Here is a 24,823-nt window from a genome sequence, read left to right as displayed (position 1 = left end):
CTGTGGACAACCTCGCCCCTCGTCGTACCTGTGGATGCACAGTAGCCCGAACAGGTGTTCGACGCGGTGTCCCGACGCGGCGTGTCGCACGCGTTCTCGGACGTGTCGGCGTGCGGGGGGTCACGCGTGCCGGCGCGTGACCCACCCGGCCGCGAGGACGGTGCCGGCGAGCAGCGCGGCGAACAGCGCGAGGGCCGGGTAGCCCAGCACCCCGACGATGACGCCGGCGAGTGCCCCGCCGCCGGCGGCGGTGAGGGCCATCGCCATGTCGGAGGTGCCCTGCACGTCGGTGCGCGCCTCGATGGGGGTGCGGTCGGCGATCACGGTCGAGGCCGCCACCGTCGCGCAGGACCAGCCGAGGCCGAGCAGGAACAGCCCGGCCAGGATCTGCCACGACGAGCCTTCGGGCGAGAGCCCGCACAGCGCCAGCGACAGGAGCAGCACCGCTCCCCCGGCGACCAGGACGGCGGAGCGTCCGAAGCGGTCGGCGGCCCACCCGACGACCGGGGAGAACGCGAACATGCCGAGCACGTGGATCGAGATGACGAACCCGATGACCTCGAGGTGCGCGCCGCCGTGCTCCATGTGCAGCGGCGTCATGATCATCACCGAGACCATCGCGGCGTGGGCGCAGGCCATCGCCACGACGGCTGCGCCGACGGCCGGCACCTCGCGCACGACCGTGACGAAGCGGCCCCAGGACCGGCCCCGCTCATCCGCTCGCGCAGCCGGGACGACGCCGGCGGCCTCCTGTGCCAGGAGCAGCGGGTCGGGGCGCAGCCGCACCCAGACCCAGCCGGCGGCGAGGACGAGCACGACCGCGCCGATCGCGAAGCCGCCGGTCAGCTCGGGGATGCCGAGGGAGCGGGCCACCGCACCTCCGACCCCGACGAGGTTGGGCCCGGCGACCGCCCCCACGGTCGTCGCCCACACGACGATGGAAAGGGCCCGGGCCCGGTGCTCCTCGGTGGCCAGGTCGGTCGCGGCGTAGCGCGAGCCGCTGTTGACCGCGGACGTCGCGCCCAGCAGGACGGCTCCGGTGAGCAGGACCGCCATCGAGTCCACGACGCCGGCCACCACGGCGAGCACGGCGCCGGTCGCCCCCACCAGGTAGCCGGCGACGAGCCCGACGCGACGGCCGCGGCGCCGCATCACGCGCGCCAGGGCGTACGCCGCGAGGGCCGTGCCGAGCACCTGGCAGGTCTGCGCGAGCCCCGCCATCGTCTCGCTGCCGGAGATGTCGCGGGCCAGCAGCGAGGCCGTCGCCACGCCGATGGTGACGCCGACCGCACCCACGGCCTGCGAGACCACGAGGGTGCGGACCGTGTGCCGCTGGACCGCGGCGAGGTCGGGCCCGGCGTCGAGGCGGGTCGTCACCGCTCGCTGTCCGGGAGCTCGAGGTGGCGGTGCACGGCCGCCCAGACCTGCTTGGGCGGGACTCCCGCGTCGAGGGCCTCCTGCGTCGTGCGGCCGTCGAGCTCGCGCACGACGGTGAGCTCGGCCCACGTCCGTGAGTAGGCCCGACCCAGGGCGGCGTCGAGCCGCGCCCAGAACTCCGTGTGCCTCATGCCGACACCCCATCACGGACCGCCGACACCTCGAGCCACCACTCCCCACGACTGCCGGCGAGGCCGCTCCGGACAGCGACGTCGACCCAGCCCGAGGCCGTGACGACCTCGGCGAGCGCCGGGGCGCGCCAGTAGGTGAAGTGCCGCGGGCGGGCGACCGCGCCGTGGGTCGACCACCCGCCCCCGTCGCCCTCCTTCAGGGTGGCGCGCAGCAGCCCGCCGGGGCGGGTGACCGCGGCGAGGCGGGCCAGCACCGTCGGCAGGTCGGCCCGGGCGACGTGGAGCAGGGACGCGTTGGCCCACACGGCGTCGTACGGGCCCTCGGCACAGGTGAGGTCGTCGACGAGCGGGTCGAGGAGGTCGCAGGCGTGACCCTGCCCGCGCAGCAGCGCGACGAACCCCGGGGTGACGTCGGTGCGTCGGACGGCGAGGCCGAGCGACTCCATGAGGAGCGCGTCCCGACCGCCGCCCGAGCCGACCTCCAGCACGCGTGCACCGTCGCCGAGCCGCTGGGCCAGCTCCTCGAGGGCGGTCCGCACCCGGTCCGGCACCGCGGCCGTGGCAGCGGCGTACGCCGGGGCGTCGAGGTCGTAGGCGTGGACCGTCTCCCTGGCGGTCATCCGGCGCCCACGTCGTGGAGGTGGTGCACGACGTCGTGCAGGTGGTAGCGACCGAGGCTCTCGACGGTGAACTCGTCACCGTTGGAGCGCAGGCCGCGCCGCGCACGGGTGGCGTCGGTGACGGTGGAGTAGGTCCCTGCGACCGTGTCCGCGGCCTCGATCAGCTCCACCGCCACCGTCGCGGGGTCCTGGCCGGCGTAGTCGTCCTCGACCGCGGTCGCGTCCTGGTCCCAGCTGGCGAAGGTCGGTGTGTCCTCGTCGAGCATCAGCCGCACCCGCTGGGCGAAGAGCACGTGCACGTCCCGCACGTGGGCGCCGTACTCCAGCGGCGACCACACCGCCGGCGCGGGACGCTCGGCGGCGTCGCGACGAGCCAGCACCTGCGACCAGGTCATCGCCGTGTCGTGGAGCAGGCGGGGCAGGTCGGCCACCTGGTGGGCGGTGGCGTCGAAGCCGCACTCCTCGCACGGACGGTCCAGGACCCACGTCCAGTCCTTGGTGTCGGGGACGATCGGGTCACGGGTGCCGGCCATGCCGGCCATCCAACCAGTCAGCCTCCGAACGCGACGCTGGTGCAGGCCAGCCGGGCGCCCGCAGCCCCGGTGGTCGTGTTGGTGGGCAGCGCGTGGATCACGACCGACCCCGCCGTGCCCGGCGCGAACGTCCACGGCACCGTCGCCGTGGCGACGCCTCGACCGCGCTCGTCCGAGGTGACGTCGAGCCAGACCTCCCGCTCGGCCAGCGGGACGGTCGCGTCGGTCGAGTGCTGGTAGTGACCGCCGGACGCGAGCGGGTCCGCGCCACAGCCACCCGTGTGCACGTGCGCACCGAACGTCCGGTCGGCCGGCAGCCCGCTCACCATGAGACGCACGCGCGTGGTCCCGTTGCTCGACCAGGCGTGCACCTGCGTCTTCACCTGCTCGTACGCCGCGTCGTGCACGACCGTGGGTCCGTGCCCGTGGTCCACCAGCACCCCTGCTGCCACCGCGGTCGCGGGCACCGCGGCAAGGACGGCTGCCGCCGCCACTCCCGTCCTGATCCTCAACATCTGGTCCTCCTCCGTGCTCGAGCTCGTGCGCCGGACCGGTCGGCCCGCCACGAGGAGGTGCCGCCGACGTCGGTGTTCGGTTCGCACCGGTCTGGACCGGTGCACGACATCGCAACGTGGGCGAACCGATCATGGGCGTCGTCGCAACTAGGAGACGTGATGAGAGTGGACGACACCGGATGGGACGCCCGAGAGGGCGTCGACAACCGGTCCGACGCCGAGCTGCTGGCCGCGGTCGCAGACGCCGACCGCGGCGCGCTCCACGAGCTGTTCGTGCGCCACGAGCCGTGGCTGGCCGTCCGGCTGTCGCGACGGTGCGCCGACCCGGCGATCGTCGACACCGCGGTCCAGGACACGTTCCTCGCGGTCTGGCGCAAGCCGTCCGGCTGGCGGGGCGACGGCGAGGTCGCCGCCTGGCTGTGGGGCATCGCCGTGCGGTCGATGCTCCACCAGCTCCGGCCGCGGGCCAACGTCGTCGAGCGGCTGCGCAACCTGCGCGGGTCGCCGATGGCGTCCGCGGAGGAGGAGGTCCTCGCCCGGGTGGAGCACAGCGACGTGGGCCTCGCCTTCTCCCGGCTCTCCCCCGAGCTGCAGGCCGTCGTCCAGGCCACCGTCCTCGACGGCCTCACCACGCGCGAGGCCGCCGCGCTGCTCGGCATCCCGAGCGGCACCGTGAAGAGCCGGATGAGCCGCGCTCGCACCGAGCTGAGGGAGGGACTGCTGTGACGCAGACCTGGCACGCCGACGAGGAGACGCTCCGGTCCTGGGCGACCGGTTCCGCCGCTCCCCTGCTCGCGGCATCCGTCGAGGCGCACCTGCTCCGCTGCGCGGACTGCCGTCGCCGTACGAGCACCCTCTCCGTCCGGGCGACGCCGGAGGACTCCGTACGACGGTGGGAGGCGCTGGCTGACCGGATCGACCGGCCGCGGTCCAGCCGGCTCCTGCGCCTCGGCCTGGCCACTCCCGGCCTGCGGACGGCCTGGCTGGCCTCGCTCCTGCTGCTGCTCGCCCTCCCCGTCGTGGTCACCGTGGTCGGGGGCAGGCTGCCCCTGTTCATGGCGCTGGCGCCCGTCGCCCCCCTCGCCGCCGTGGCGCTCGCCTACGGACGCGGCGCCGAACCGGCCGGGGAGCTCGCCCTCGCCACCCCGAGCGCCGGCCTGCGGGTCGTTGCTGCGCGAGCCGTGCTGGTCGCCCTCACCGCCGTGCCGATCGGCGTCGGGAGCGCGCTGCTGCTCGGCCTTCCCGTGGACATCGCCCTCGGCTGGCTGCTGCCCGGTGCGGCGCTGGCCTCGTTGGTGGCCCTGGCCGGCACCTCGCGCCTCGACCCCGCGGTCGTCGCCGCCTGCCTCGGCTCGACGTGGGCGGTGGCCGTGTCGTGGCCGGCCGCCCTGCGCCGGGTGCCCGCGGACGTCGTCAGCGAGGTCCTCGCCTCGGCCCCCAGCCAGCTCACCGCCCTCGCGATCGCGCTCGCCGCGGTCGCGCTCACCATCGTTCGTCGCGACGCCGTCGCCTACCGGAGGAACGCATGACCACCACCACCCACACGGCCACGGGCACGCTGCTCGAGACCGCCGGCATCACCAAGCGCTTCGGATCGCTCACCGCCGTCGACGACGTCGACCTCGGCCTCGGCCGCGGGATCGTGGGCGTGCTCGGCCCCAACGGCGCGGGCAAGACGACCCTGCTGCGCATCCTGGCCACCGTGCTCGCCCCCGACCGGGGATCGCTGTCGCTGCTGGGCCTCGACCCGGCGTCACCGACCGCGCGCACCGAGGTGCGCCGCCGCCTCGGCTACCTCCCGCAGTCGCCGCGGCTCTACACCGGCTTCACGCCGCTCGAGATGGTCGACTACGTCGCCATCCTCAAGGAGCACACGGACGCCGCGTGGCGACGGCGCGAGGCCGCGGCGGTGCTCGAGGCCGTCGGCCTGGGCGACCGGATGCACAAGCGCATCCGGACCCTGTCGGGAGGCATGCAGCAGCGGGTGGCCCTGGCGTCGGCGCTCGTGGGCAGCCCCGACCTGCTGGTCCTCGACGAGCCGGCGACAGGTCTGGACCCGGAGCAGCGCATCGCCCTCCGGTCGGTGCTGGCCGAGACGGCCCACCGCGGCTGCGTCGTCCTGTCGACGCACAACACCGCCGAGGTCGCGGCCCTCTGCCAGCACGTGCTCGTGATGGACCGTGGCCGGATCTGCTGGTCCGGCACCCCGGCCGCACTGGCCGGTGAGGCCGAGGGACGGGTGTGGGAGTCCGACGTCGAGGAGCCGACCGCGCTGCGCTCGTGGCTCACCGGGCCCGGTACGCGCCGCCACGTCGGCACACCGCCGGCAGGTGCCTCGCCCGCAGTCCCCACCGTCGACGACGGCTACCTGCTCGTGACGAGGCTGGCCCGGTGAGCAGCGTCCTCGTGCAGGCCGCCCTGCCCACCGCACGGGCCACCCGGTGGACTCCCGGCGCCGCGCTCGCCGGACTGCTCGTCGCAGCCACCGCGCTCACCGGGTACGCCGACCGTCCCGCCGACCTCGTCCTGGCGATCGCGGCCGCCGGACTGGCCGCCACGGTGGTGGCGGGGCTGCAGGACCCGGCTGCAGCCCTGCTGGAGGCCCTCCCGGTGTCCGTCATGCGGCGCCGGGTGCTGCGCCTCGCCGTGGTCGGTGCCCCTGCCCTGGCCGTCTGGTGGCTGCTCGACTCACTGTCGACGGCGCAGCTGTCCGGGCCGGGCCCGCTGCTCGCCCTGACCGCGACGGGCGTCGCCGTCGCCGTGTGGGCGCCGCCGCGACGCGCCGTGCTCCTCGGCGCATCCACGCCCGTCGCCCTCTTCACCCTCCACCAGGTGGTGCCGTCCGGGACGACGTCCGACGTCATCGCCTGGTGGCTGACGGACCCCTGGTGGGTGCTCGCCGCGGCCACCCTCCTCTGCGTCGCCGGACGGCGGCGATGAGCGCCGTGACGGCGGGTCGCGCACCCGCTCCGGCCGTGTCGACCCGCTCGCACGTGCTCCGCGCCCTCGTCCACGCCGAGGCGCGACGGATGATGCGCAACCCCGTGCCGTGGCTGTGCCTGGCGCTGTCCGTCTGGGGGATGTGGATGGTGGTGCCCGAGCCGGGCGAGTGGCCGGCCTCGTCCTACGAGGCGATGAACCCCACCGCGGTCCCCCTGCTCTTCGGCATCTCGCTCGCCGTCGCGGTGCCCTTCCACCGCGCACGCCTGGAGGTCGCCCCGGCAGCACCGGTGGCGGAGCACCAGCGTGTGCTCGCCCGGCTCCTGGCCGCCACCCTGTTCGTCCTGGTGGCGGCGGGCTTCGCCGGTCTCGTCGCCTGGCGCGAGCGCGACCTCGGCGGGCTCTGGATCGGCATGGAGCCCGGGCGTACGACGGAGGCGCTGCACACGACGGCGGAGCTGTCCCAGTTCGTGGTCCTCGGAGTGCTGGCCGTTGCCCTGGGTGCCGCGCTGGGACGGCGCGTGTCGCGGCTGGTCGCCCTGGTCCCCGCGCTCTTCGTCCTGTGGTTCGTCGTGATGGTCTACTGGCTCTTCGGCCACGCGTCGGTGACGCCCTTCTCGATCATGCAGGTCCAGCCCCTCGTGCTCGAGGTCGGACCGGCCACGGCCGACCCGCTCTCGTTCCCCTCCGACTGGCTCCTCGTCGGCGAGCCCCACACCAGCGGCGGCTGGGCCCGCCAGTGGGTCTCCGGTGCGCTCGCGTGGTGGCACGACGTGTGGCTGCTCGGTCTCGCCGCACTGCTGCTCGCGGCGGCGTGGCCCCGGCCCGGGCGCCGCGTCCTGCTCGCGGCCGGACTGGCCCTCGCAGTCGCCGGCGTGGTCGGACAGCACGTGGTGATCCCGTGAAGCGCCGGCTCCTCCTCGTCCCTCTTGTCGTCCCTCTTGTCGTCGCCGTGGTCGCGGCGTGCAGCCCGGCGGCGTCCGACGTCGACGGCGAGGTCTTCGTCCCGGGACCGATGGCCCCGGCCGCCGACAAGCGGAGCGACGCCGTACCCGTCGTCGTGGACACCGACCTGGCACCTGACGACCTGGCCGCCCTCGCGCTGCTGCTCCGCCACCCTGCCGTGGACGTCGTGGCGGTGACCGTCCCGATGACGGGCCAGCTCGACTGCCGCGGCACGGGCCTGCTCGCCGACTTCTTCGAGGCGCTCGCGGCGACCCCGCCGCCGGTGGCGTGCGGCACCACACCGCGCGGCGACGACGGTGTGGCCTTCCCGGCCGACTGGGGAGCCGGCGCGTTGATGCACAGCGGGTTGCCGCGCGACGGGGACCCGAGCGACCTCACGCCGGTCCGGGCCCCGGCCGACGAGCTCATCGCCCGCCTGGCCCGGCGCCACGCCGACCTCCAGGTCGTCGCGCTCGGTCCCCTGACCGAGGTGGCCGCGGTGCTGCGCGAGCACCCGGCGGCGTACGCCCGGCTCGACGGCGTCATCACGATGGCCGGGAGCGTGGACAGCGCCTCGCACGCCGACGGCGTCGCGGAGTGGAACGCCGGCGCGGACCCGGTGCCCCTCGCCGAGGTCGTCGACGGCCCGGTGCCGGTCACGATCGTGCCCGACGACCCCCTGCCGCCCGGAGCCCCGGACGGTCTGGCCGGCCCCGTGGTCGGCGGCCTGGGCCGGGTGCCCGGTTTCACGTCCCCTGCCTACTGGGACCTCGCCACCGCCGGGATCTTCGTCCACCCCGCCGCCGCCACGACCGAGACGGGAACGTGGGCCGTCGACACGACGGAGGACCGCGGTCGGCTGCGGCGCACGGGTGACGGGGACGTACGGGTGGTCACCGCGCTCGACCCGGACGCGCTCGACGAGGTCTACCGCAGCGTCTTCCGCTGAACGGGGTGCTCAGCGGAGACCGAGCCGCTCCGCCGACACCTCGCGCATCTCCACCTTGCGGACCTTGCCGGTCACCGTCATCGGGAACTCCTCGACCACCATGACGTAGCGCGGCACCTTGTAGTGGGCCAGCCTGCCGCTGGCGTACGCCCGCACCGCGTCGGCGTCGAGCGGCTCGGCACCGGGCCGCATCCGCAGCCACGCGCACAGCTCCTCGCCGTACTTCTCGTCGGGCACCCCGACGACCTGGACGTCCTCGATGTCGGGGTGGGTGTAGAGGAACTCCTCGACCTCGCGCGGGTAGATGTTCTCGCCGCCGCGGATGACCATGTCCTTGATCCGTCCGGTGATCTGGACGTAGCCGTCGTCGTCCATGACGCCCAGGTCGCCGGTGTGCATCCACCCGTCGGCGTCGACGGCCTCGGCGGTCTTCTCCGGGTCGTCCCAGTAGCCGAGCATCACCGAGTAGCCGCGGGTGCAGAACTCGCCGGACTCCCCGCGCGGCAGCGTGGCACCCGTGAGGGGGTCGGCGATCTTGACCTCGAGGTGCGGGCACACCCGGCCGACCGTGCCGACCTTGCGGTCGAAGGAGTCGTCGGTGCGGGTCTGCATCGACACCGGGGACGTCTCGGTCATGCCGTAGGCGATGGTCATCTCCTCGATGCCGGCGGCGATGAGCTTCTTCATCATCTCCGCCGGGCACGGCGAGCCCGCCATGATGCCGGTGCGCACCGAGGACAGGTCGTAGGACGCGAAGTCGGGCAGCGCCCACTCGGCGATGAACATCGTCGGGACGCCGTAGAGCGAGGTGCAGGACTCCTCGGCGACCGCGCGCAGGGTCAGCGCGGGGTCGAAGCCGGGGGCGGGGACCACCATCGTCGCACCGTGCGAGGAGCACGCGAGGTTGCCCATGACCATGCCGAAGCAGTGGTAGAACGGCACCGGGATGCAGACCCGGTCCTCCTCGGTGTAGCGGCACACCTCGCCGACGAGGTAGCCGTTGTTGAGGATGTTGCGGTGGCTCAGGGTGGCGCCCTTGGGGAAGCCGGTCGTGCCCGAGGTGTACTGGATGTTGATCGGGTCCCCGGGCGCCAGCGAGGCCGAGCGCTCGGCCAGGTCAGCGGCCGGGACGGCGTCGCCGTCGGCCAGCAGACCGGCCCAGCTCTCCTCGTCGTCGAGGTGGACGACGCGCTCCAGGGTCGGGTTGTCGGCAGCGGTCTCCGCCACCATCGCGCGGTAGTCGCTGGTCTTGAACGACGTGGCAGCGACCAGCAGCCGCATCCCGGACTGGTTGACCACGTAGGAGAACTCATGGGTCCGGTAGGCCGGGTTGACGTTGACCAGGATCGCGCCGACCTTGGCCGTGGCGAACTGCACCAGCGTCCACTCGGCGCTGTTGGGTCCCCAGATGCCGACGCGGTCACCCTTGCGGACGCCCGCGCCCATCAGCCCTCGGGCGACGGCGTCCACGTCGGCGTCCAGCTCGGCCCAGGTCCAGCGGCGGCCCGTCGCGCACTCGACCAGCGCCTCGCGGTCGGCGTACGACGACACCGTGCGCGCGAGGTTGGTGCCGATCGTCTCCTCCAGCAGTGCCGGAACGGTCTCGCCCTGGGCGTAGGAGTCCATGCCCCGAACCTAGCCCCGCGGGGCGCCTCAGGTCAGCAGCAGCTTGTCGAGGCGGCGGCGTACGACGAGCAGGCCGATGACGCCCATCACGACGAGGTAGACCACCGAGACGGCCGACCCCCAGGTCACCACGCCGGTCGTCAGCTCGCGGCACAGCACGACGCCGCGGTAGAGCGGGGTGGCCTCGACGACCCAGCGCAGCACGCCGTCGCCGAACGCCTCGACCGGGAAGAACGTGGCGGAGAACAGGAAGAGCGGCATCTGGACGAGGGTGATCTTGTCGAAGTCCTGCCAGCTCTTCATCCACGTCGTCACGGCCATGCAGACCGCGGAGAAGGCGAAGGCGATGAGGATCGCCGCGGGCAGGGCCAGCAGCGCCCACCACGAGTGCGTGAGGCCCATGGCCGCCATCACGACGAGGAAGGCGGCGGAGTAGACCGAGCCCCTCATCAGGCCCCACGTGATCTCGCCGCGCGCGATGTCGCTCGTCGAGAGCGGGGTGGCGAGCATCTGGTCGTAGAGCTTCTCGTACTTGAGCTTGAAGAAGACGTTGTAGGTCGAGTCGAGGAGCGCGCCGTTGAACGCCGAGGTGGCGAGCATGGCGGGGGCGACGAACTCGGCGTAGGGGACCGCCTCGCCGTGGAACTCGAAGGTGTCGATCAGCTGGCCGACCCCGATGCCGATCGAGAAGAGGTAGAAGACCGGCTCGAGGAAGCCGGTGATGAAGAGCTTCCAGGCGTCCTTGTAGACGACGTAGTTGCGCAGGACCAGGACCCTGGTCGCTGCGGCCGGGGTGAGGGGCGCCGGGATCTCCTGCAGCAGTGCCACCTCAGACCTCCAGCCGGCGGTCGAGGTTGCGCACGGCGAGGAACCAGCCGACGACGGTGAGGGTGACGAGGACGACGACGTGCAGCAGCACCAGCGACCAGTCGACCTGCCCGACGCAGAACATCCGCGACAGGGAGACGCCGTGCCACAGCGGGGTCAGGCGCGCGATCCACTCGAGCACCGGGCCGAGGTTGCCGATGGGGAAGAAGGCCCCCGAGAACAGCGTCAGCGGGATGACTCCCAGGCGGAACAGCACGCCGAAGCCCTCCTCGGACTTCAGCCTGGCGCTGTAGGCGAAGACGAGGGTGGCGAAGGCGAAGCCGACGAGCACCTGCGACAGCCAGGCCAGGATCGGCCCCCACCACGTCGTGAACACGCCGAAGGGTGCGAGGACGAGCATGAAGACGGCGCACGCGGAGGCGACGCGGAACATCACGAACCCGATGAAGGCGTTGACCAGGTCGCGCACCGCCAGCGGCGTGGCCAGCTGGGCGTAGAAGGTCTTGTGCCACTTGATGGCGCCCATGACCGGGTAGGTCGACTCGCTGACGGCGATCGTCATGGCGTGCGAGGCCACGAGGCCCGGCACCACGAAGGCGAGGTAGGAGGTCGCTCCCTCGAGCTTGTCAGGGTCTCCCTCGATGAAGCCGCCGAGCAGGACCCCCATCGCGACGACGTAGAGCAGCGGGGTCAGGAAGCTGCCGACCACACCCCCGCGCCACGTGCGCTTGAGGACGGTGAGCCAGTAGTCGTACTGGCGGGCCATGCCCTCCCACGCCGACAGGCGGCCTGTGGGACGGACGTCGCGGGTCGCGTCGGACGCGGGGCTCGTGGTCGCCATCAGTCGGCCAGGCTCCGGCCGGTGAGGCGCAGGAAGACGTCCTCGAGGGTGGAGCGACGCACGAGGGTCGCGAGGGGGTGCAGGCCCCGGTCGAGCACCGCGGTGACGACGTCCTCGCCGTGGTCGCTGTAGACGAGGAGGCGGTCGGGCAGCACCTCGACCCGCTCGCCGAGGTCCTCGACCTTCCCGGCGAGGGCCTCGTGCTCGCCGACGCCGAAGCGCAGCTCGGCGACCTCGCGGGTCGAGTGCGCGTCGATGAGCTCGCGCGGCGACCCCTCGGCGGCGATGCGGCCCTTGTCCATGACGACGAGCCGGTCGCAGAGCTGCTCGGCCTCGTCCATGTAGTGGGTGGTGATCACCAGGGTGACGCCTGCCTGCTTGAGCCGGAACAGCTGGTCCCACAGGACGTGGCGGGCCTGCGGGTCGAGGCCGGTGGTCGGCTCGTCGAGCAGCAGCAGGTCGGGGTTGTTGATCAGGCTGCGGGCGATGGTGAGGCGACGCTTCATGCCGCCGGAGAGGTCCTCGACCTTGGACCGGGCCTTCTCGGTGATCTGGGCGAACTCGAGCAGCTCCCGGGCCCGCTCGCGACAGGTGGCGCGGTCGATGCCGAAGTAGCGACCGTAGATGTAGAGGTTGTCGAAGACGTTGAGCTCGTTGTCGAGGGTGTCCTCCTGCGGGCAGACGCCGAGGCGCCCGCGGATCGCCGGGCCGTCGGTGGCCGGGTCCATGCCCAGGATCCGCAGCTCACCGGAGGTCACCGGACTCACCGACGCGATCATCCGCATGGTGCTCGACTTGCCGGCACCGTTGGGGCCGAGGAAGCCGAACGCCTCCCCACGGCGCACCTCGACGTCGATGCCCTTGACGGCTTCGAAGTCGCCGAACGACTTGCGCAGTCCACGCGCCGAGATCATGGCTTCCGTCACGGGGTCCGAGCCTAGATGAGGGTGACGACACCGGAGCGCCGACTCGCCTCATCCGACCGGACGCCTGCCCGTCACCGGGAGATCACCCAGGTCCGCACCGGGCCGGAGGGGCCGCCGCCCAGGAAGCCGTCGGCGCGCATCCGCTCGACCTGGTCGCGGATCGAGCCGTTGGTGGAGGCGTCGGCGGCGGCCGCGCCGTCGGCGTAGCGGCGCAGGCCGTGGTTGTCGGCGACGTCGTGGCCGCCCTGGTCGAACGTCACCGTGGTGCGGTGGGGCTGGTCGGGGTTGTCCTCGCCGTCGAGCAGCGGCACCGCGTCGCCACGGTTCTCGAGGTGGAGGGCGTGCGTGCTGTCGGGGAGGTGGGGCACCTGGGCGGTCGGTGATCCCGCGGTCACGACGTGCTGGACGTGGAAGTGCCGGGTGAACTCGGGATCGGCCGCCAGCGAGGCCGACACCATCCCGCCCTGCGAGTGGCCGACGAGCATCACGTCCTTGCCGGTGAGACCAGCATCGACCATCGCCTGCTGGATGCCGCGGCCGTAGGCGCTGTCCATGCCGCCGATGAGCTGGTAGTTGGTCTCCATGTCCCGGACGCGGTCGCCGGACGCCGGCACCGGGCCCATGTCATCGGTGCCGGGCAGGTAGACGATGTAGCGCTCGCGGGGCTCCTGCCCGACCTGCTGGACCTGGATGGCGCCGTGGTTGCCCTCGTCGGTGAGGTCGAGGCCGTTGGTGGCGGAGAGCTGGCGCACGAGGTCCTCGAGGGTCCGTGGCGCTTCGCGGGTCGCGCCGTCCCCGTCGAGGTCGTCACGCCGGGTGACGGAGTAGTCGGTGTCGTTGCCCAGCAGCAGCGCCATCAGGCGCGCGGCGTCGTTGGTGGTGGCTCCGCTGATCGGTCCGTCGCCGGGGTCGAGCAGCCCCACGCCCGGGACGATCGACCCGAGCAGCCCTCCCCCGCCGTTGACCAGGTGCTGGGCCAGCTCGGGGTGGTCGTGCAGCAGCAGGCCGAGGTCGTCGCCGAGCCGCTCGGTGAGTGCCGCCTGCTCCTCGGGCGACAGGGTCGAGAACCAGGCGTAGGTGATGCCGCCGGCCAGCAGCAGTGCGGGAAGGGCGGCGGCGGTGACCCTGCCCAGCGCGTGGTCGATCGTCTCGGTCGCGTGCCGCGACAGCGCGTCACCGGCCCCGAAGGCCGCCACGACCGCGCGTACGCCGAGCGCGTCGGCCTCGATGCCGAGGGCGCGGACCGTGAGTCCGTCGGCGCCGGTCGTGGCGTCGAGGACCTGCACCTCCGCGTCGGCGAAGCTCACCGGGGACAGGACCGAGGACTCGAGGAGGTCGCCGTCGGCCATCACCCGGGCGCCGAGACCGACCATCTCGACGAAGTCGCCGGCCTGCCGCTCGTAGCGCTCGGCGAGGGCGAGCATCTGGTCGTAGCCGGCCTCGATGCCGTGCGACCCGCCCGTGACCGACTCGATCGGGGGCAGGGTCGCGCCGCTCACGAGGTCACCTCGGCAGCCAGCACCGCCAGGGCGCGGGGCAGGTCGACCGCCCCCATCCGCTCGATCCGCACCATCGTCCATCCATCGCGCGTGAAGGGCGTCAGCGAGCGCCACCCGTCGGGGAAGAGCACCCACTCGACGATGCCGGCGCCCGGACGTCCCCGCCCGCTGCGGCCCATCACCGCGGCGTGCAGGCGGCCGCGGGACGTGCTCTCGAGCTGCTCGTGCCAGCGGCGTACGTCGACGTCGTCGGCCGTCTCGAGGGAGTCGAGGCGGTCGCCGGCGATGGTCATCCCGGAGTGGTCGGAGACCATCGGGTCGAGCAGCTCGTGGCGGCGGCGCTGGACGGCCTCCCCCGTGGCCAGCAGCAGCTCCCACGGGGTCTCGATGACGTCCGGGACCGGCCCGGCGCCGGGGGCGGGGCGGAGCGTGCGGGTGTCGACGTGGGCGGCCCGGCCGAGCTCGAGCCACCAGTCGTCGGCGGCGAGCCAGCTGAGCTCGAACACCTCCCCGTCGCCGGTCGACAGGCAGACGACCCAGTCGTCCAGGTTGCGGTGCCAGCTGCGGGCGCGGACCCGGCCCCGGGCGAGGGAGACGAGCAGCTCGAGCTCGACGGCGAGCGCGGGCGCGTGCCACACCGTGAGCACCGCACGCCCCTGCGCGGTGGGGACGCCGGCGTCGACGAGGCCCGACGCGACGAGGACCTCGTCGAGGTCGCTCGCGCCGGCGGCGGTGGCCCCGACCGGCTCGCTCCCACGAGCCGGCTCGCCGAGCCGCGCCCCCAGCCCGTCGAGCGAGGGGTCGGCGGCGACCATCTGCTCGGCCGGTGACGGGACGCCCGTGAGCTCGGCGAAGCGGTCGACCGCGGCACGCGAGAGGCGTACGCGCCGCGGGACCACGGTGCGCGGCTCGACCTCGTCGCCACCGGAGTCGAGCAGGATGGCGTTCACCGGGCACCGGCCGGGATCTGGTCGAGCACCCGGAGCCAGTCCAGATGTCCCTCCGGAGGCGGCCGGAAGGATGCCAGCACCTCGTCGAACGGGTCGACGGTCGACGAGGTCACCAGGTCGACGGCGCGGTCCGTGAGGGCGGACAGGCGTGACCTCGCCTCCTCGACGAGGCCGCGGACGCGCTGCGCGATCTCGCGGATCCGGTCCTTGAGGCGGTCGACCTCGTCTGCGTGGTGGCGCAGCGCCTGCGCGGCACCGTCGTGCGCGTCGGCCGTGCGCCGCAGCGCGACGGCCCGCTCCGCCATCCGTTCGCGCATCGCGCGGGCCGCCCGGCCCTCCCACAGCACCAGCTGCGACGCGTCGACCAGCCGGTCGGCGTCGCGCCGGATCTCGGCGCCCTGCTCGCCCATCCGCGCTGCGAGCCGGCGGATGACTGCCGTGTCTCCGTACATCTGCGTCTCCTGCCCCCGTCGGCGCGGTGTGCACCATGGCGGTCAGGTGCCCCGTGCCGGGAGCGGCCAAACCGCGGACGTACGGGCTGTGGACAGCCCGTACGGAGGCTGTCGTCCTGGGTCACCTGCCTAGGGTGGAGGCGTGGACCCAGCCGCCGCCGAGCCCGTCTCCCCGGTCGCTCCGTCCATGTCCCGGACCGTCCTGATGAGCCAGCTCTGGCGCGACCTGACCTTCCTGCACTGGGTCGTGGACCCGGCCCTGGTGGCGCACCTGATGCCGCCGGGCGTACGGCCCGACACCCTCGACGGCCGGACCTACGTGGGCCTGATCCCCTTCCGGATGGTCGACGCCGGCCTGGGCCGCGGACCGGCGGTGCCGTGGCTCGGGACGTTCCTCGAGACCAACGTGCGCCTCTACTCCGTCGACGCGACGGGCCGGCGCGGCATCGTCTTCCTCAGCCTCGACACCGACCGGGCCGTGGTCGTGCTCGGGGCGCGCGCCGCGTTCGGCGTCCCCTACCGCTGGACCCGGATGCGCTACCGCCGAGAGGGCGGCGTGCACACCTACGACGCGCGTCTGCGGTCGCCGGCGCGCCGCGGCGTACGCCCCACGAGCCACGTCGTCGTGCGCGCCGGCGCGGTGCGGGAGCCGACCGAGCTCGACCACTTCCTCAGCGCCCGGTGGGGCCTGCACTCGCGGTGGTGGGGTCGCACGCTCTACGTCCCCAACCGGCACGAGCCGTGGCCCATCCACGACGCCGAGGTGCTCGCCCTCGACGACGGCCTGATGGCCTCGGTCGGCCTGCCCGGGCTCGCCTCGCGGGCACCCGACCACGTCGGCTTCAGCCCTGGCGTACGCACCGAGTTCGGCCTGCCCGTCGACGCGAGGCACCCGCGCCGGGCGTGACCTCCGGCCGGGGCCTGCTCCGCCGTTGCCTACTCCGCCGGGGTCAGTCGCAGGAGACGGCCGGCACCCGCGTCCTCGAGCAGCCAGATCGCTCCGTCCGGGCCCTCCTCGACGGCGCGGATGCGCTCGCCGGTGTCGAAGACCTCCGCCTCGCCCGCGGTCGGACCGTCGAGGTCCACGCGCACGAGCGCCTCGCCCGACAGCGCGCCGAGGAACGCGTCACCCTGCCAGTCCCCGAACAGGTCGCCGCCGTAGACCATCAGGCTGCCCGGGGAGATGCTCGGGGTCCACGAGCGGGCGGGCGCGGCGTACCCGTCGCCCTCGGCGTGGTCGGGGATCTCGCCGCCGCCGTAGTCACTGCCGTCGGAGGCGTCCGGCCAGCCGTAGTTCTCCCCCGCCTCGACGCGGTTGAGCTCGTCACCGCCCTCCGGTCCCATCTCCGACGACCACAGGGTGCCGTCGGGGGCGTGCTCCAGGCCGAGGGGGTTGCGGTGGCCCCAGCTCCAGATCTCCGCGGTCACCCCGCCCTCGTCGGCCAGGGGGTTGCCCGGCGCCGGGTCGCCGTCGGGGGTGAGCCGCACGATCGTGCCGAGGGTGTTGGACGTGTCCTGTGCCGGGTCCCCGAGCTGCCGGTCGCCGGACGAGACGAAGAGGTGCTGCCCGTCGGGCGAGAAGGCGAGGCGGTGGCCGAAGTGGCCGTCGCCGTCGACCTTCGGCGTCTGCCGCCAGACGACCTCGAGGTCGACGAGGCGAGGCCGGTCGCCCGTCTCGAGCTCGGCGCGACCGACGACGGCACCGGTGCCGCCGTCGCCCTCCTCGACCCAGCTGAGGTAGACGAGCCCGTCGTCCGCGTACGTCGGGGCGGGCAGGACGTCGCCCAGCCCACCCTGCCCGGCGACCACCACCTCCGGCACGCCGCCGACCTCGACCCGCTCACCTCCGTCGGCGTCGCGCAGGTGCAGCGCGCCGGTGCGCTCGGTGACCAGCAGGTCGCCGGTGCCGGGCAGGAACGCCATCGCCCACGGCTCGTCGAACCGGTCGACCTCCTCCACCTCGAACGGCCAGTCGTCGTCGCTCTCCGCCGTCGCGGGGCCGAGGGAACCGGAGGCCGCGGTGTCGCCCGAGCACGCGGTGGTGAGCACGGCGACCAGCCCGGCGAGGGCTGGAGCGAGGGGCTTCATGGCCTCCATCGTGCGGGGGGCTGGCAAGGCAGCGGCACGTCGGAAAAACTTCGGACACCGATGTCGAGACGCGTCTGACCCGTTCGACGTACGTGCGAGAACACACCCACCGCCCCACAGGAGGAGCGATCACAATGCCGCGTTTCATGGGATTCGTCAGGATGGAAGAGAACATCGGGATGCCGCCCCAGTCGCTGTTCGACGCGATGGACGTCTACATCGGCGAGCGCGCCGCCAACGGCACCTTCCTCGACGGCGGCGGCCTCTACGGCACCGAGGACGCCGTGAACTTCGTCGTGCGCCAGGGCCAGGTCAGCCGGGTCGACGGGCCGTACGCCGAGGCCAAGGAGGTCGTCGGCGGCTGGTCGCTGCTGGAGTACGCCACGGTTGAGGAGGCCGTGGCCGACCAGCAGAAGTTCGCCGAGCTGCACGCCGAGCACTGGCCCGAAGCCACCGTCGTGGCCACGCTGCGACAGATCTCCGAGGCCCCCGAGGCGGCCGAGCCTGCCGAGGCGGCCGGCGCCTGAGGCGCGCCGGCATCACTACGCTGGCCACGTGCCGGCAGGGACCACGACAGACGACCCCTCGGGGGCCGTGATCGCCGCGTGGCGGGCCGAGTCGGCCCGCCTCGTCGGCGCCCTCACCCGGATGACCCGCGACGTCGACCTCGCCGAGGACCTTGCGCAGGACGCCCTGCTCGCCGCGCTCGAGCAGTGGCCGGTCACCGGGATCCCGGACAACCCGTCGGCTTGGCTGATGACGACGGCCAAGCGACGCGGTGTCGACCACTTCAGGCGCGCCGACACCCTGCGTCGCAAGGTCGCCGAGCTCGAGCACGCCCTCGATCGCGACGGCGGGGAGGAGGCACAGGTGCCCGACCTCGACGACCAGGTCGACCACATCGAGGACGACGTCCTCCGGCTGATGTTCCTGTCCTGCCACCCCGCGCTCACGCCCGAGTCGCGCGCCGCGCTCACGTTGCGCCTGGTCGGCGGCCTCACCACCGCCGAGATCGCCCGCGGCTTCCTCACCAGCGAGGCCACCATGGGCCAGCGCATCTCGCGGGCCAAGAAGACCCTCGCATCGGTCCGCGCCGAGCTCGAGATGCCGACCGGCGAGGAGCGGGCCGCGCGCCTCGACGACGTGATGGCCGTGATCTACCTGATCTTCAACGAGGGCTACACCGCCACCGCCGGTGCTGACTGGATGCGGCCCGACCTCACCGCCGAGGCGACGCGGCTGGCTCGCATGCTCGCCGACCTCGCGCCCGACGAGCCCGAGGTGCTCGGCCTGCAGGCGCTGCTGGAGCTGCAGGGCTCGCGCACGCCCGCCCGCCTCTCCCCCGACGGGACGCCTATGCTGCTCGAGGCGCAGGACCGTACGCAGTGGGACCCGCTGATGGTCCGGCGCGGGCTCGCCGTCCTGCGGGCCGCATCGCGCCTGGCCGCCACGGGCACACCGGTCGGGACCTACTTCCTCCAGGCCTCCATCGCCGCGGAGCACGCAGTCGCCGCACGGTCCGAGGACACCGACTGGCGACGGATCGCCGCCCTCTACGACGTGCTGGCCCAGGCCGCTCCCGGTCCCGTCGTCGACGTCAACCGGGCGGTCGCCCACGGGCGGGCGTACGGCGCCGAGGCCGGACTGGCCGTGCTGGCCACGGTCGACGCGGCGGCGCTGGGTGGCTCCCCGCTCCTGCCCAGTGTCCGCGGCGACCTGCTGGAGCGGGCCGGACGGTTCGCCGAGGCCGAGGCGGCGTTCTCCGAGGCCGCGTCGTCGACCCGCAACGAGGGCGAGCGCACGGTGCTGCTGCGACGGGCGGAGGCGAACGCAGCATCGGGACTTCCGCCCCTACCGGGGGACCAGCACCGGACGCAGCATGGAGGCACCTCCGACGAAGGGTGACCCCGTGCGACGCACCATCACCGCGAGCGTGGCTCTCGCACTGTCCCTGGCCGCCCCGCCGGTGGCCGCCGCGGTCATCGTGGGCACCCCGGGCGCTGACACCTTGGTCGGCACGGCCGGAGCCGACGTCGTCCGCGCCCGCGGGGGCGACGACGTCGTCCACGGGCGGGACGGCGCGGACCGGCTGTACGGGGGCGCCGGGGCGGACACCCTCCGCGGCGGACCCCGGGGCGACGTGGCCATCGGAGGAGCCGGTCGTGACCTGCTCGCGGGTGGGGGCGGCCGGGACACGCTCTTCGGTGACAGCGCCGACGACCGGCTCGTCGGCGGCCTCGGCGGCGACGGGCTCTCCGGTGGCCCGGGTGACGACCGGCTCCGCGGCGGCGTCGGCGACGACTCCCTGACGGACGGCATCATCAGCGAGCTCTCCGACGAGCCCGGTGACGACCTGCTGCGCGGTGCGTCCGGCGACGACTTCCTCGGCGTCACCGGAGGACGCGACCGGGTCTTCGCCGGAACGGGCGACGACCGGTTGAAGACCATCGACGACGGCGTGCCCGACCTCGTCGACTGCGGCAGCGGGTACGACCGGGTCATCTACTACCCCGTCGACGGCACGGGCGGGCTGGACCCCCTCGACGTGCTGACCGGCTGCGAGAACGTGTCGGTGGCGCGCTGACCGGGCGCGGGCGAGCGATGAGTGCGTGGATCGACCTGTACTGGCTGCCGCTCGGCGCGGGCGGGTGGTTCGTGCGGCGCAACGGTCGCGTCTACGAGCGGTGGTCGGCGTGGCGTACGCACCGCGCGCCCCTGGACCTCTACCACTCGGCGCTCATGATCCGCGCGGACGACGTCACCTATGCGGTCGAGATGGGCCCCGTGTGGAACGTCGCCGACGGCGACCGCGGCGTCCTCTGCGAAGGCCCCGTGGGGTCCGCACGGCTCGGTCGGCTCCGCCTGTTCCGCTACGAGGTGCGCTGCTGGGCCGGTGGCGCGATACCTGACGTCGCCGAGGCGGTCCACAGCCCGCGCCGGACGACGGAGGATCCGGCAGTGGTCGCGACCGTGATGCAGGCCCTCGAGGAGGTGCCGCCCCTCGTCTGGGGGCGCGACGAGGTGCGGGTCGGCGACATGTGGAACTCGAACTCCGTGGTCGCCTGGGCGCTGGCCCGGGCAGGGCACGACATGGGGGCGATCCGCCCGCCCCCGGGTGGCCGCGCTCCGGGGTGGAGGGCGGGTCTCGAGCTGGCGCGGCGACAGCCCTGACACCGGACCGGTGGAGCACACCTTGCACCACCGGAGTAGGAAGGCACCCATGCGCATCTTCTTCACCGGCGGCAGCGGCAAGGCCGGACGCCACGTCGCCCCCTACCTCGCCGAGCAGGGCCACCAGGTCACCAACGCCGACCTCGTCCCGCTCGACCACCCGGACGTCCACGACCTCACGGTCGACCTCACCGACGCGGGCGAGGTCTACTCGGCGCTCGCCGGACTGGCGACCTTCGACGAGCTCGACCTGCCCGAGAAGCCGTCGTACGACGCCGTGGTGCACTTCGCGGCGGTGCCCGCCATCCTGCGCACGGCCGACTCGACGACCTACGCCACCAACGTCCTCAGCACCTACAACATCCTCGAGGCGGCGACCCGCCTCGGCATCCGCAAGGTCGTCTTCGCCTCGTCCGAGACGACGTACGGCGTCTGCTTCGCCCAGGGCGAGCGCCGCCCGCTCTACGTCCCGGTCGACGAGGAGCACCCGACGGTCCCCGAGGACTCGTACGCCATGTCGAAGGTGGCCAACGAGGTGACCGCCCGCTCGTTCCAGGCTCGCACGGGCGTGGACGTCTACGGCCTGCGGATCAACAACGTCATCGAGCCGCACGAGTACGCCGAGATGTTCCCCGACTTCCTCGACGACGCAGGCCTGCGGCGGCGCAACATCTTCGCCTACATCGACGTGCGCGACCTGGGCCTGATGGTGCAGCGCTGCCTCGAGACCGACGGCCTGGGCTACGAGGTCTTCAACGTCGCCAACGCCGACATGTCCGTCGCAGCGACGACGTCCGAGATCATCGAGCGGTTCTACGACGGGGTCGAGGTGCGTCGCGAGATGGGGCGGGACGAGACGTTCTACGCCATCGACAAGGCGCGCGAGCTGGTCGGCTTCGAGCCGCAGCACTCGTGGCGCGACGTGCTCGACGACCCGCGCCGGGGATGAGACGAGCCCCGGACCCCACTGGGGTCCGGGGCTCGTCCGGCGTTGATCAGGCCTGCTGGCCGAGCGCGAACTGGATGTTGCCCTCCTCGTCCACGCCTCCGTCCAGCACCTTGTCGGCCAGGAACTCCGAGGCCGGGCCGTCGACGTAGATCGTCGCGCCGTCCTGCTGGATCACTTGGTCGTCGGCCTCGCCGTGGTCGGCGGGGCTGACGGAGAGGGACTCCCCGTCGACCTCGGTCGCGATGCGGAGTGCCGAGATCTCCGGCACCTCCTCGGCGAGCTTCTTGACGATGTCGGTCACGTTCTCGGTGAGAGCGAGCATGGGCTCTCCTTCCGAATGGCGAATGTGTCCCCTCCACCATGTCGCGGACGCGCGGTCGAGGCAAACCGGGGCGAGTCGCAGGGCTGCGATGTCCCGGACCCGTCGGGACTCGTGACCCATGACACGTCCGGGGCCGCGACGCCACTGTGTGGAGACACTGACGCACGGCCTCCGGGAGGGTGGTCATGTCCCACGCACGCCTGCACCGCAGACGACAGTCCCCAGTGGACCGCGTGCCTGCGCTGGACGGCATCCGGGCCGTGGCCGTGGTGGGCGTGCTCGCCTTCCACGGCGGGGTGTCCTGGGCGACCGGAGGCTTCCTCGGCGTGGACGCGTTCTTCGTGCTGTCCGGCTACCTGATCACCGCGCTGCTGCTGGCCGAGTGGACGCACAGCGGCGGCAGGATCGACCTGGCCGCCTTCTGGGGCCGGCGCGCGCGGCGGCTGCTGCCGGCGCTGCTCCTGGTGGTCACGGCGGTGGCGGTCGGGGCGCGGGCGCTGCTGCCGCCCGAGGAGGTGCGACTGCTGCGCGGTGACGGCATCGCCGCCCTGCTGTACGTCGCGAACTGGCGGATGATCTTCCGCGGGGGTGACTACTTCTCCGACACCGCCGCCCCGTCCCCGCTGGAGCACACGTGGTCGCTGGGCATCGAGGAGCAGTTCTACCTGGTCTGGCCGCTCGTGCTGGCACTCGTGCTGTTCCGGCGGTCAGCGGCGCGTACGTCCGTGCGGACCCGGCTCTGGGCACTCGTCGCGGTCTGCTGCGTCGGTGCCGCCGCGTCGACCGCGGCGCTGGCGACGACGTACTCGGCGGCGGACCCGGGCCGGGCCTACTACGGGACCGACACCCGCGGCGCGGCGATCCTGGTCGGGGCGGCGCTCGCGGCCCTGCTGGCGCTCCGGCCCCCCGGGCCCGTGCGCGCCGGGTGGCGGCGCGTCGGCCTGGGCGCGCTGGCGGCGGTGGGGGCCGCCGGCTTCGCCTGGGCCGCGACCCACCTGTCGGGCACGGACGAGGTGCTCTACCACGGCGGGATGGCCGCGACGGCCCTCGCGGTGGTCGCGGTGATCGCGCACGTCGCGCTCGTGCCGTCGGGGTGGTCGGCCAGACTCCTGTCGCTGCCGCCGCTGCCACAGCTGGGGCGGATCTCCTACGGCGTCTACCTCTGGCACTGGCCGGTGTTCATCGCCGCCAACGCCGACCGGACGGGGATCGAGGGCCTGACCCTGTTCGCCGTCCGCTGCGTCCTGACCGTCGGCATCGCGACCGTCTCGTACGTGCTCGTGGAGCGGCCCGTCCAGCTGCGCGTACGCCCCCGCCGTCCGGCCTTCGCCGCCACCGGAGCGGGGATCGCGGTGGCGACCGGCGCAGCCGCGGTGGTGGCGATGACGGCCGTGCCCCCGTCGCCTGCGGTGGCCGAGGCGTCGGCGGTGTCCGACGCGGTGGACCGGTTCCTGGCCGGTGACAGCGCCACCGAGGACCGTGCGGAGGAGCGGGTGCGCCCCCAGGCCGAGCGCCCACGGACGAAGCGTCCGCAGGCGGCACGTGCGCCGCGGCTCCATCACCGACGGCCCGGGCAACCGGTCGTCGTCGACGTGTTCGGCGACTCCGTCGCCTGGACGCTGGTCAACTACCTGCCCGGCCACCCCGAGCTCGACGTGCGCGACCGGACGCTCATGGGGTGCGGCATCAGCCGGACGGCACCGTTCCGCTACGCCGGCGAGATGCACGCAGGCCTGATGCCGGCGTGCCGCGACTGGCCCCGGATCTGGCAGGCGGCCATCGCCCGCGACGACCCGGACGTCGCCTTCATCCTGGCGGGGCGGTGGGAGACGATGGACCGCATGCTCGACGGGCGGTGGACCCACGTCGGCGAGCCCGCGTTCGACGCGCACCTGCGCTCCGAGCTCGAGCTGGCGATCCGGATCGCCGGGGCGGGAGGTGCCCACGTCCTGCTCGCCACGGAGCCCTACAACCGGCGCTGGGAGCAGCTCGACGGCAGCCTCTACCCCGAGGACGAGCCGCCGCGCGTGACCGCGTGGAACGAGCTGCTGCGCGACGTCGCGCAGGACCACCCGCACGTACGGGTCGTCGAGCTCGGCGAGCGGGTCTCCCCCGGCGGCCGGTTCACCTGGGACGTCGGCGGCTACCAGGTGCGTTCGGACGGACTGCACCTCACGCCGTCGGGCGTCCAGGGGTGGATCGCCCCGTGGCTGCTGCCGCAGCTGGTGGACGCGGTGCCCGAACGAGCTCCTGCGGACCTGTCGCGCCGTCCTCGTCAGCGGCCATCATGGAGCCATGACGAACGACTCCGGGACGGGTGACTTCGAGGGCGCGACCTTCGTCAGGACGAGCTTCAAGGGCGCCACCCTGCGCCACTCCGACGTGAGCGGCGTGACGATGCGCAGCGTCGACGTCGACGGCCTCGACATCGACAGCCACGACCTGTTCATGGGCAGCCTGGTCGTCAACGGCGTCGACGTGGTGCCGCTCGTGGACGCCGAGCTCAACCGGCGGTTCCCCGGTCGCGAGCTCCAGAAGGCGCAGACGCCCGACGGCCTGCGTGAGGGCTGGGTCGCCGTCCAGGCGGCGTGGGCCTCCACCGTGGCCGACACGCCACCCGCGCTGGTCGACGCGCACGTCGAGGACGAGTGGTCGCTGGCCCAGACCCTGCGGCACCTCGTCCTGGCGACCGACACCTGGCTCCGCGGCGGCATCCTGCGGATCGAGCAGCCGTTCCACGAGATCGGCCAGATCTTCACCGGCGCCGCCGAGATGGGCTTCGACACCTCGATCTTCCGTGTTGACGCCCCGGCGTACGACGAGGTGCTCGAGGTCCGCGCCGAGCGCCAGCAGATGGTCACCGACTTCCTCGCCACGGTCACGCCGGAGGTGCTCGCCGAGGAGCGCGACGACCCATGGGGCTTCGACTGGAAGCCGACCGTCGGTGACTGCGTGCGCGTGATCCTGGAGGAGGAGTGGGCGCACCTGCGCTACGTCCGGAGGGACCTGGCGCTGCTGGGGTGAGGGCGGGCTTCGGCAAAGGCCGGACCGGACCGTGATCGGCGGTTACGGTCGCTGCCGTGGACGAGACGACGCCCCCG

28 protein-coding genes are annotated in these 24,823 nt (G+C 73.4%); 14 read left to right on the top strand and 14 right to left on the bottom strand.

Annotated features, from left to right (window positions below; translation table 11 throughout):
• Positions 1–120: 120 nt before the first annotated feature.
• From IEZ24_RS06420 to IEZ24_RS06400, 5 genes are read right to left on the bottom strand one after another with little or no spacing between them, the layout of a single operon-like run.
• Entirely contained in the window at positions 121–1,377 is a 1,257-nt protein-coding gene (locus IEZ24_RS06420) for an MFS transporter (RefSeq protein WP_129453772.1), read from the bottom strand.
• Positions 1,374–1,568, bottom strand: a complete 195-nt coding sequence (locus IEZ24_RS06415) for a DUF3046 domain-containing protein (RefSeq protein ID WP_129453771.1) — start codon at positions 1,566–1,568, stop codon at positions 1,374–1,376. Before IEZ24_RS06415 ends, IEZ24_RS06420 begins: the two co-directional genes overlap by 4 nt.
• Positions 1,565–2,188 (bottom strand): class I SAM-dependent methyltransferase, encoded by a 624-nt coding sequence (locus IEZ24_RS06410; protein ID WP_129453770.1) that lies wholly within the window; start codon positions 2,186–2,188, stop codon positions 1,565–1,567. The genes IEZ24_RS06415 and IEZ24_RS06410 overlap by 4 nt, the downstream gene beginning before the upstream one ends.
• Positions 2,185–2,721, bottom strand: a complete 537-nt coding sequence (locus IEZ24_RS06405; protein WP_129453769.1) for a DinB family protein — start codon at positions 2,719–2,721, stop codon at positions 2,185–2,187. The genes IEZ24_RS06410 and IEZ24_RS06405 overlap by 4 nt, the downstream gene beginning before the upstream one ends.
• A 17-nt stretch (positions 2,722–2,738) precedes the next feature.
• The gene (locus tag IEZ24_RS06400) at positions 2,739–3,236 is read right to left on the bottom strand and encodes a superoxide dismutase family protein (RefSeq protein ID WP_207206710.1); all 498 of its coding nucleotides are present in this window, start codon (positions 3,234–3,236) and stop codon (positions 2,739–2,741) included.
• 159 nt (positions 3,237–3,395) lie between these two features.
• Between IEZ24_RS06400 and IEZ24_RS06395 the strand changes: the two genes are divergently transcribed.
• Genes IEZ24_RS06395 through IEZ24_RS06370 form a run of 6 tightly spaced genes read left to right on the top strand, consistent with a single transcriptional unit; the run spans position 3,396 to position 8,070 of the window.
• Entirely contained in the window at positions 3,396–3,962 is a 567-nt protein-coding gene (locus tag IEZ24_RS06395) for an RNA polymerase sigma factor (RefSeq protein ID WP_129453768.1), read from the top strand.
• On the top strand, positions 3,959–4,765 hold the full coding sequence (locus IEZ24_RS06390) for a cupin domain-containing protein (RefSeq protein ID WP_129453767.1): 807 nt from the start codon (positions 3,959–3,961) through the stop codon (positions 4,763–4,765). Before IEZ24_RS06395 ends, IEZ24_RS06390 begins: the two co-directional genes overlap by 4 nt.
• Positions 4,762–5,631, top strand: coding sequence for an ABC transporter ATP-binding protein (locus IEZ24_RS06385; protein WP_129453766.1), 870 nt, complete (start codon positions 4,762–4,764; stop codon positions 5,629–5,631). Before IEZ24_RS06390 ends, IEZ24_RS06385 begins: the two co-directional genes overlap by 4 nt.
• Positions 5,628–6,176: a hypothetical protein gene (locus tag IEZ24_RS06380; protein WP_129453765.1), complete on the top strand. Its 549-nt coding sequence runs from the start codon at positions 5,628–5,630 to the stop codon at positions 6,174–6,176. The genes IEZ24_RS06385 and IEZ24_RS06380 overlap by 4 nt, the downstream gene beginning before the upstream one ends.
• Positions 6,173–7,081: a hypothetical protein gene (locus tag IEZ24_RS06375; RefSeq protein WP_129453764.1), complete on the top strand. Its 909-nt coding sequence runs from the start codon at positions 6,173–6,175 to the stop codon at positions 7,079–7,081. The genes IEZ24_RS06380 and IEZ24_RS06375 overlap by 4 nt, the downstream gene beginning before the upstream one ends.
• Positions 7,078–8,070, top strand: coding sequence for a nucleoside hydrolase (locus tag IEZ24_RS06370; RefSeq protein WP_129453763.1), 993 nt, complete (start codon positions 7,078–7,080; stop codon positions 8,068–8,070). The genes IEZ24_RS06375 and IEZ24_RS06370 overlap by 4 nt, the downstream gene beginning before the upstream one ends.
• A gap of 9 nt (positions 8,071–8,079) precedes the next feature.
• Here IEZ24_RS06370 and IEZ24_RS06365 read toward each other — a convergent pair whose 3' ends face one another.
• From IEZ24_RS06365 to IEZ24_RS06335, 7 genes are all read right to left on the bottom strand, one after another.
• The gene (locus IEZ24_RS06365) at positions 8,080–9,696 is read right to left on the bottom strand and encodes an AMP-binding protein (protein WP_129453762.1); all 1,617 of its coding nucleotides are present in this window, start codon (positions 9,694–9,696) and stop codon (positions 8,080–8,082) included.
• Positions 9,697–9,723: 27 nt separating this feature from the next.
• Entirely contained in the window at positions 9,724–10,524 is an 801-nt protein-coding gene (locus IEZ24_RS06360; RefSeq protein WP_129453761.1) for an ABC transporter permease, read from the bottom strand.
• A 1-nt stretch (position 10,525) separates the two neighbouring features.
• Entirely contained in the window at positions 10,526–11,365 is an 840-nt protein-coding gene (locus IEZ24_RS06355) for an ABC transporter permease (RefSeq protein ID WP_224744928.1), read from the bottom strand.
• On the bottom strand, positions 11,365–12,291 hold the full coding sequence (locus tag IEZ24_RS06350; RefSeq protein ID WP_439116356.1) for an ATP-binding cassette domain-containing protein: 927 nt from the start codon (positions 12,289–12,291) through the stop codon (positions 11,365–11,367). Before IEZ24_RS06350 ends, IEZ24_RS06355 begins: the two co-directional genes overlap by 1 nt.
• 71 nt (positions 12,292–12,362) lie before the next feature.
• Positions 12,363–13,790, bottom strand: a complete 1,428-nt coding sequence (locus tag IEZ24_RS22275; RefSeq protein ID WP_129453760.1) for a PGAP1-like alpha/beta domain-containing protein — start codon at positions 13,788–13,790, stop codon at positions 12,363–12,365.
• Positions 13,787–14,740 (bottom strand): hypothetical protein, encoded by a 954-nt coding sequence (locus IEZ24_RS06340; RefSeq protein WP_129453759.1) that lies wholly within the window; start codon positions 14,738–14,740, stop codon positions 13,787–13,789. Before IEZ24_RS06340 ends, IEZ24_RS22275 begins: the two co-directional genes overlap by 4 nt.
• Complete coding sequence (locus IEZ24_RS06335; protein WP_129453758.1) at positions 14,737–15,192, bottom strand: WXG100 family type VII secretion target; 456 nt, start codon at positions 15,190–15,192, stop codon at positions 14,737–14,739. The genes IEZ24_RS06340 and IEZ24_RS06335 overlap by 4 nt, the downstream gene beginning before the upstream one ends.
• Before the next feature lie 142 nt (positions 15,193–15,334).
• Here IEZ24_RS06335 and IEZ24_RS06330 point away from each other — a divergent pair, with 142 nt between their 5' ends.
• Positions 15,335–16,099: a YqjF family protein gene (locus IEZ24_RS06330; protein WP_242498392.1), complete on the top strand. Its 765-nt coding sequence runs from the start codon at positions 15,335–15,337 to the stop codon at positions 16,097–16,099.
• A 29-nt stretch (positions 16,100–16,128) separates the two neighbouring features.
• Here IEZ24_RS06330 and IEZ24_RS06325 read toward each other — a convergent pair whose 3' ends face one another.
• Entirely contained in the window at positions 16,129–17,280 is a 1,152-nt protein-coding gene (locus IEZ24_RS06325; protein ID WP_224744927.1) for a PQQ-dependent sugar dehydrogenase, read from the bottom strand.
• Positions 17,281–17,441: 161 nt separating this feature from the next.
• On the opposite strand from IEZ24_RS06325, the gene IEZ24_RS06320 reads away from it, so the two are divergent.
• Genes IEZ24_RS06320 through IEZ24_RS06300 form a run of 5 tightly spaced genes read left to right on the top strand, consistent with a single transcriptional unit; the run spans position 17,442 to position 21,400 of the window.
• Entirely contained in the window at positions 17,442–17,807 is a 366-nt protein-coding gene (locus tag IEZ24_RS06320; RefSeq protein WP_242498391.1) for a YciI family protein, read from the top strand.
• Between the two features lie 28 nt (positions 17,808–17,835).
• Entirely contained in the window at positions 17,836–19,185 is a 1,350-nt protein-coding gene (locus IEZ24_RS06315; RefSeq protein WP_129453756.1) for an RNA polymerase sigma factor, read from the top strand.
• A gap of 4 nt (positions 19,186–19,189) precedes the next feature.
• On the top strand, positions 19,190–19,864 hold the full coding sequence (locus tag IEZ24_RS06310) for a calcium-binding protein (protein ID WP_165355982.1): 675 nt from the start codon (positions 19,190–19,192) through the stop codon (positions 19,862–19,864).
• 17 nt (positions 19,865–19,881) lie between these two features.
• Positions 19,882–20,451, top strand: a complete 570-nt coding sequence (locus IEZ24_RS06305) for a hypothetical protein (protein ID WP_129453754.1) — start codon at positions 19,882–19,884, stop codon at positions 20,449–20,451.
• A gap of 49 nt (positions 20,452–20,500) precedes the next feature.
• Positions 20,501–21,400, top strand: a complete 900-nt coding sequence (locus IEZ24_RS06300; RefSeq protein ID WP_129453753.1) for an NAD-dependent epimerase/dehydratase family protein — start codon at positions 20,501–20,503, stop codon at positions 21,398–21,400.
• Between the two features lie 46 nt (positions 21,401–21,446).
• Here the strand turns inward: IEZ24_RS06300 and IEZ24_RS06295 are convergent, their stop codons facing one another.
• Entirely contained in the window at positions 21,447–21,722 is a 276-nt protein-coding gene (locus IEZ24_RS06295; protein WP_129453752.1) for a Fe-S cluster assembly protein HesB, read from the bottom strand.
• A 233-nt stretch (positions 21,723–21,955) separates the two neighbouring features.
• On the opposite strand from IEZ24_RS06295, the gene IEZ24_RS06290 reads away from it, so the two are divergent.
• The gene (locus IEZ24_RS06290; RefSeq protein WP_207206709.1) at positions 21,956–24,043 is read left to right on the top strand and encodes an acyltransferase family protein; all 2,088 of its coding nucleotides are present in this window, start codon (positions 21,956–21,958) and stop codon (positions 24,041–24,043) included.
• Positions 24,018–24,746 (top strand): DinB family protein, encoded by a 729-nt coding sequence (locus IEZ24_RS06285; protein WP_129453750.1) that lies wholly within the window; start codon positions 24,018–24,020, stop codon positions 24,744–24,746. The genes IEZ24_RS06290 and IEZ24_RS06285 overlap by 26 nt, the downstream gene beginning before the upstream one ends.
• Positions 24,747–24,823: the final 77 nt, after the last annotated feature.

Source organism: Nocardioides ganghwensis (genome assembly GCF_014779655.1).
Lineage (GTDB): Bacteria > Actinomycetota > Actinomycetes > Propionibacteriales > Nocardioidaceae > Nocardioides > Nocardioides ganghwensis.
The sequence above is the reverse complement of the archived record's forward strand: the minus strand, read 5'-3'. Positions and strand labels throughout refer to the sequence as shown.

Excerpts from the sequence above, each read along its gene's own strand:
- IEZ24_RS06375 (WP_129453764.1), top strand. The coding sequence starts at position 6,173 with ATGAGCGCCGTGACGGCGGGTCGCGCACCCGCTCCGGCCGTGTCGACC.
- IEZ24_RS06295 (WP_129453752.1), bottom strand. The coding sequence starts at position 21,722 with ATGCTCGCTCTCACCGAGAACGTGACCGACATCGTCAAGAAGCTCGCC.
- IEZ24_RS06415 (WP_129453771.1), bottom strand. The coding sequence starts at position 1,568 with ATGAGGCACACGGAGTTCTGGGCGCGGCTCGACGCCGCCCTGGGTCGG.
- IEZ24_RS06395 (WP_129453768.1), top strand. The coding sequence starts at position 3,396 with ATGAGAGTGGACGACACCGGATGGGACGCCCGAGAGGGCGTCGACAAC.
- IEZ24_RS06385 (WP_129453766.1), top strand. The coding sequence starts at position 4,762 with ATGACCACCACCACCCACACGGCCACGGGCACGCTGCTCGAGACCGCC.
- IEZ24_RS06320 (WP_242498391.1), top strand. The coding sequence starts at position 17,442 with ATGGAAGAGAACATCGGGATGCCGCCCCAGTCGCTGTTCGACGCGATG.
- IEZ24_RS06325 (WP_224744927.1), bottom strand. The coding sequence starts at position 17,280 with ATGAAGCCCCTCGCTCCAGCCCTCGCCGGGCTGGTCGCCGTGCTCACC.
- IEZ24_RS06400 (WP_207206710.1), bottom strand. The coding sequence starts at position 3,236 with ATGTTGAGGATCAGGACGGGAGTGGCGGCGGCAGCCGTCCTTGCCGCG.
- IEZ24_RS06305 (WP_129453754.1), top strand. The coding sequence starts at position 19,882 with ATGAGTGCGTGGATCGACCTGTACTGGCTGCCGCTCGGCGCGGGCGGG.
- IEZ24_RS06335 (WP_129453758.1), bottom strand. The coding sequence starts at position 15,192 with ATGTACGGAGACACGGCAGTCATCCGCCGGCTCGCAGCGCGGATGGGC.
- IEZ24_RS06300 (WP_129453753.1), top strand. The coding sequence starts at position 20,501 with ATGCGCATCTTCTTCACCGGCGGCAGCGGCAAGGCCGGACGCCACGTC.
- IEZ24_RS06355 (WP_224744928.1), bottom strand. The coding sequence starts at position 11,365 with ATGGCGACCACGAGCCCCGCGTCCGACGCGACCCGCGACGTCCGTCCC.
- IEZ24_RS06405 (WP_129453769.1), bottom strand. The coding sequence starts at position 2,721 with ATGGCCGGCACCCGTGACCCGATCGTCCCCGACACCAAGGACTGGACG.
- IEZ24_RS06410 (WP_129453770.1), bottom strand. The coding sequence starts at position 2,188 with ATGACCGCCAGGGAGACGGTCCACGCCTACGACCTCGACGCCCCGGCG.
- IEZ24_RS06365 (WP_129453762.1), bottom strand. The coding sequence starts at position 9,696 with ATGGACTCCTACGCCCAGGGCGAGACCGTTCCGGCACTGCTGGAGGAG.
- IEZ24_RS06285 (WP_129453750.1), top strand. The coding sequence starts at position 24,018 with ATGACGAACGACTCCGGGACGGGTGACTTCGAGGGCGCGACCTTCGTC.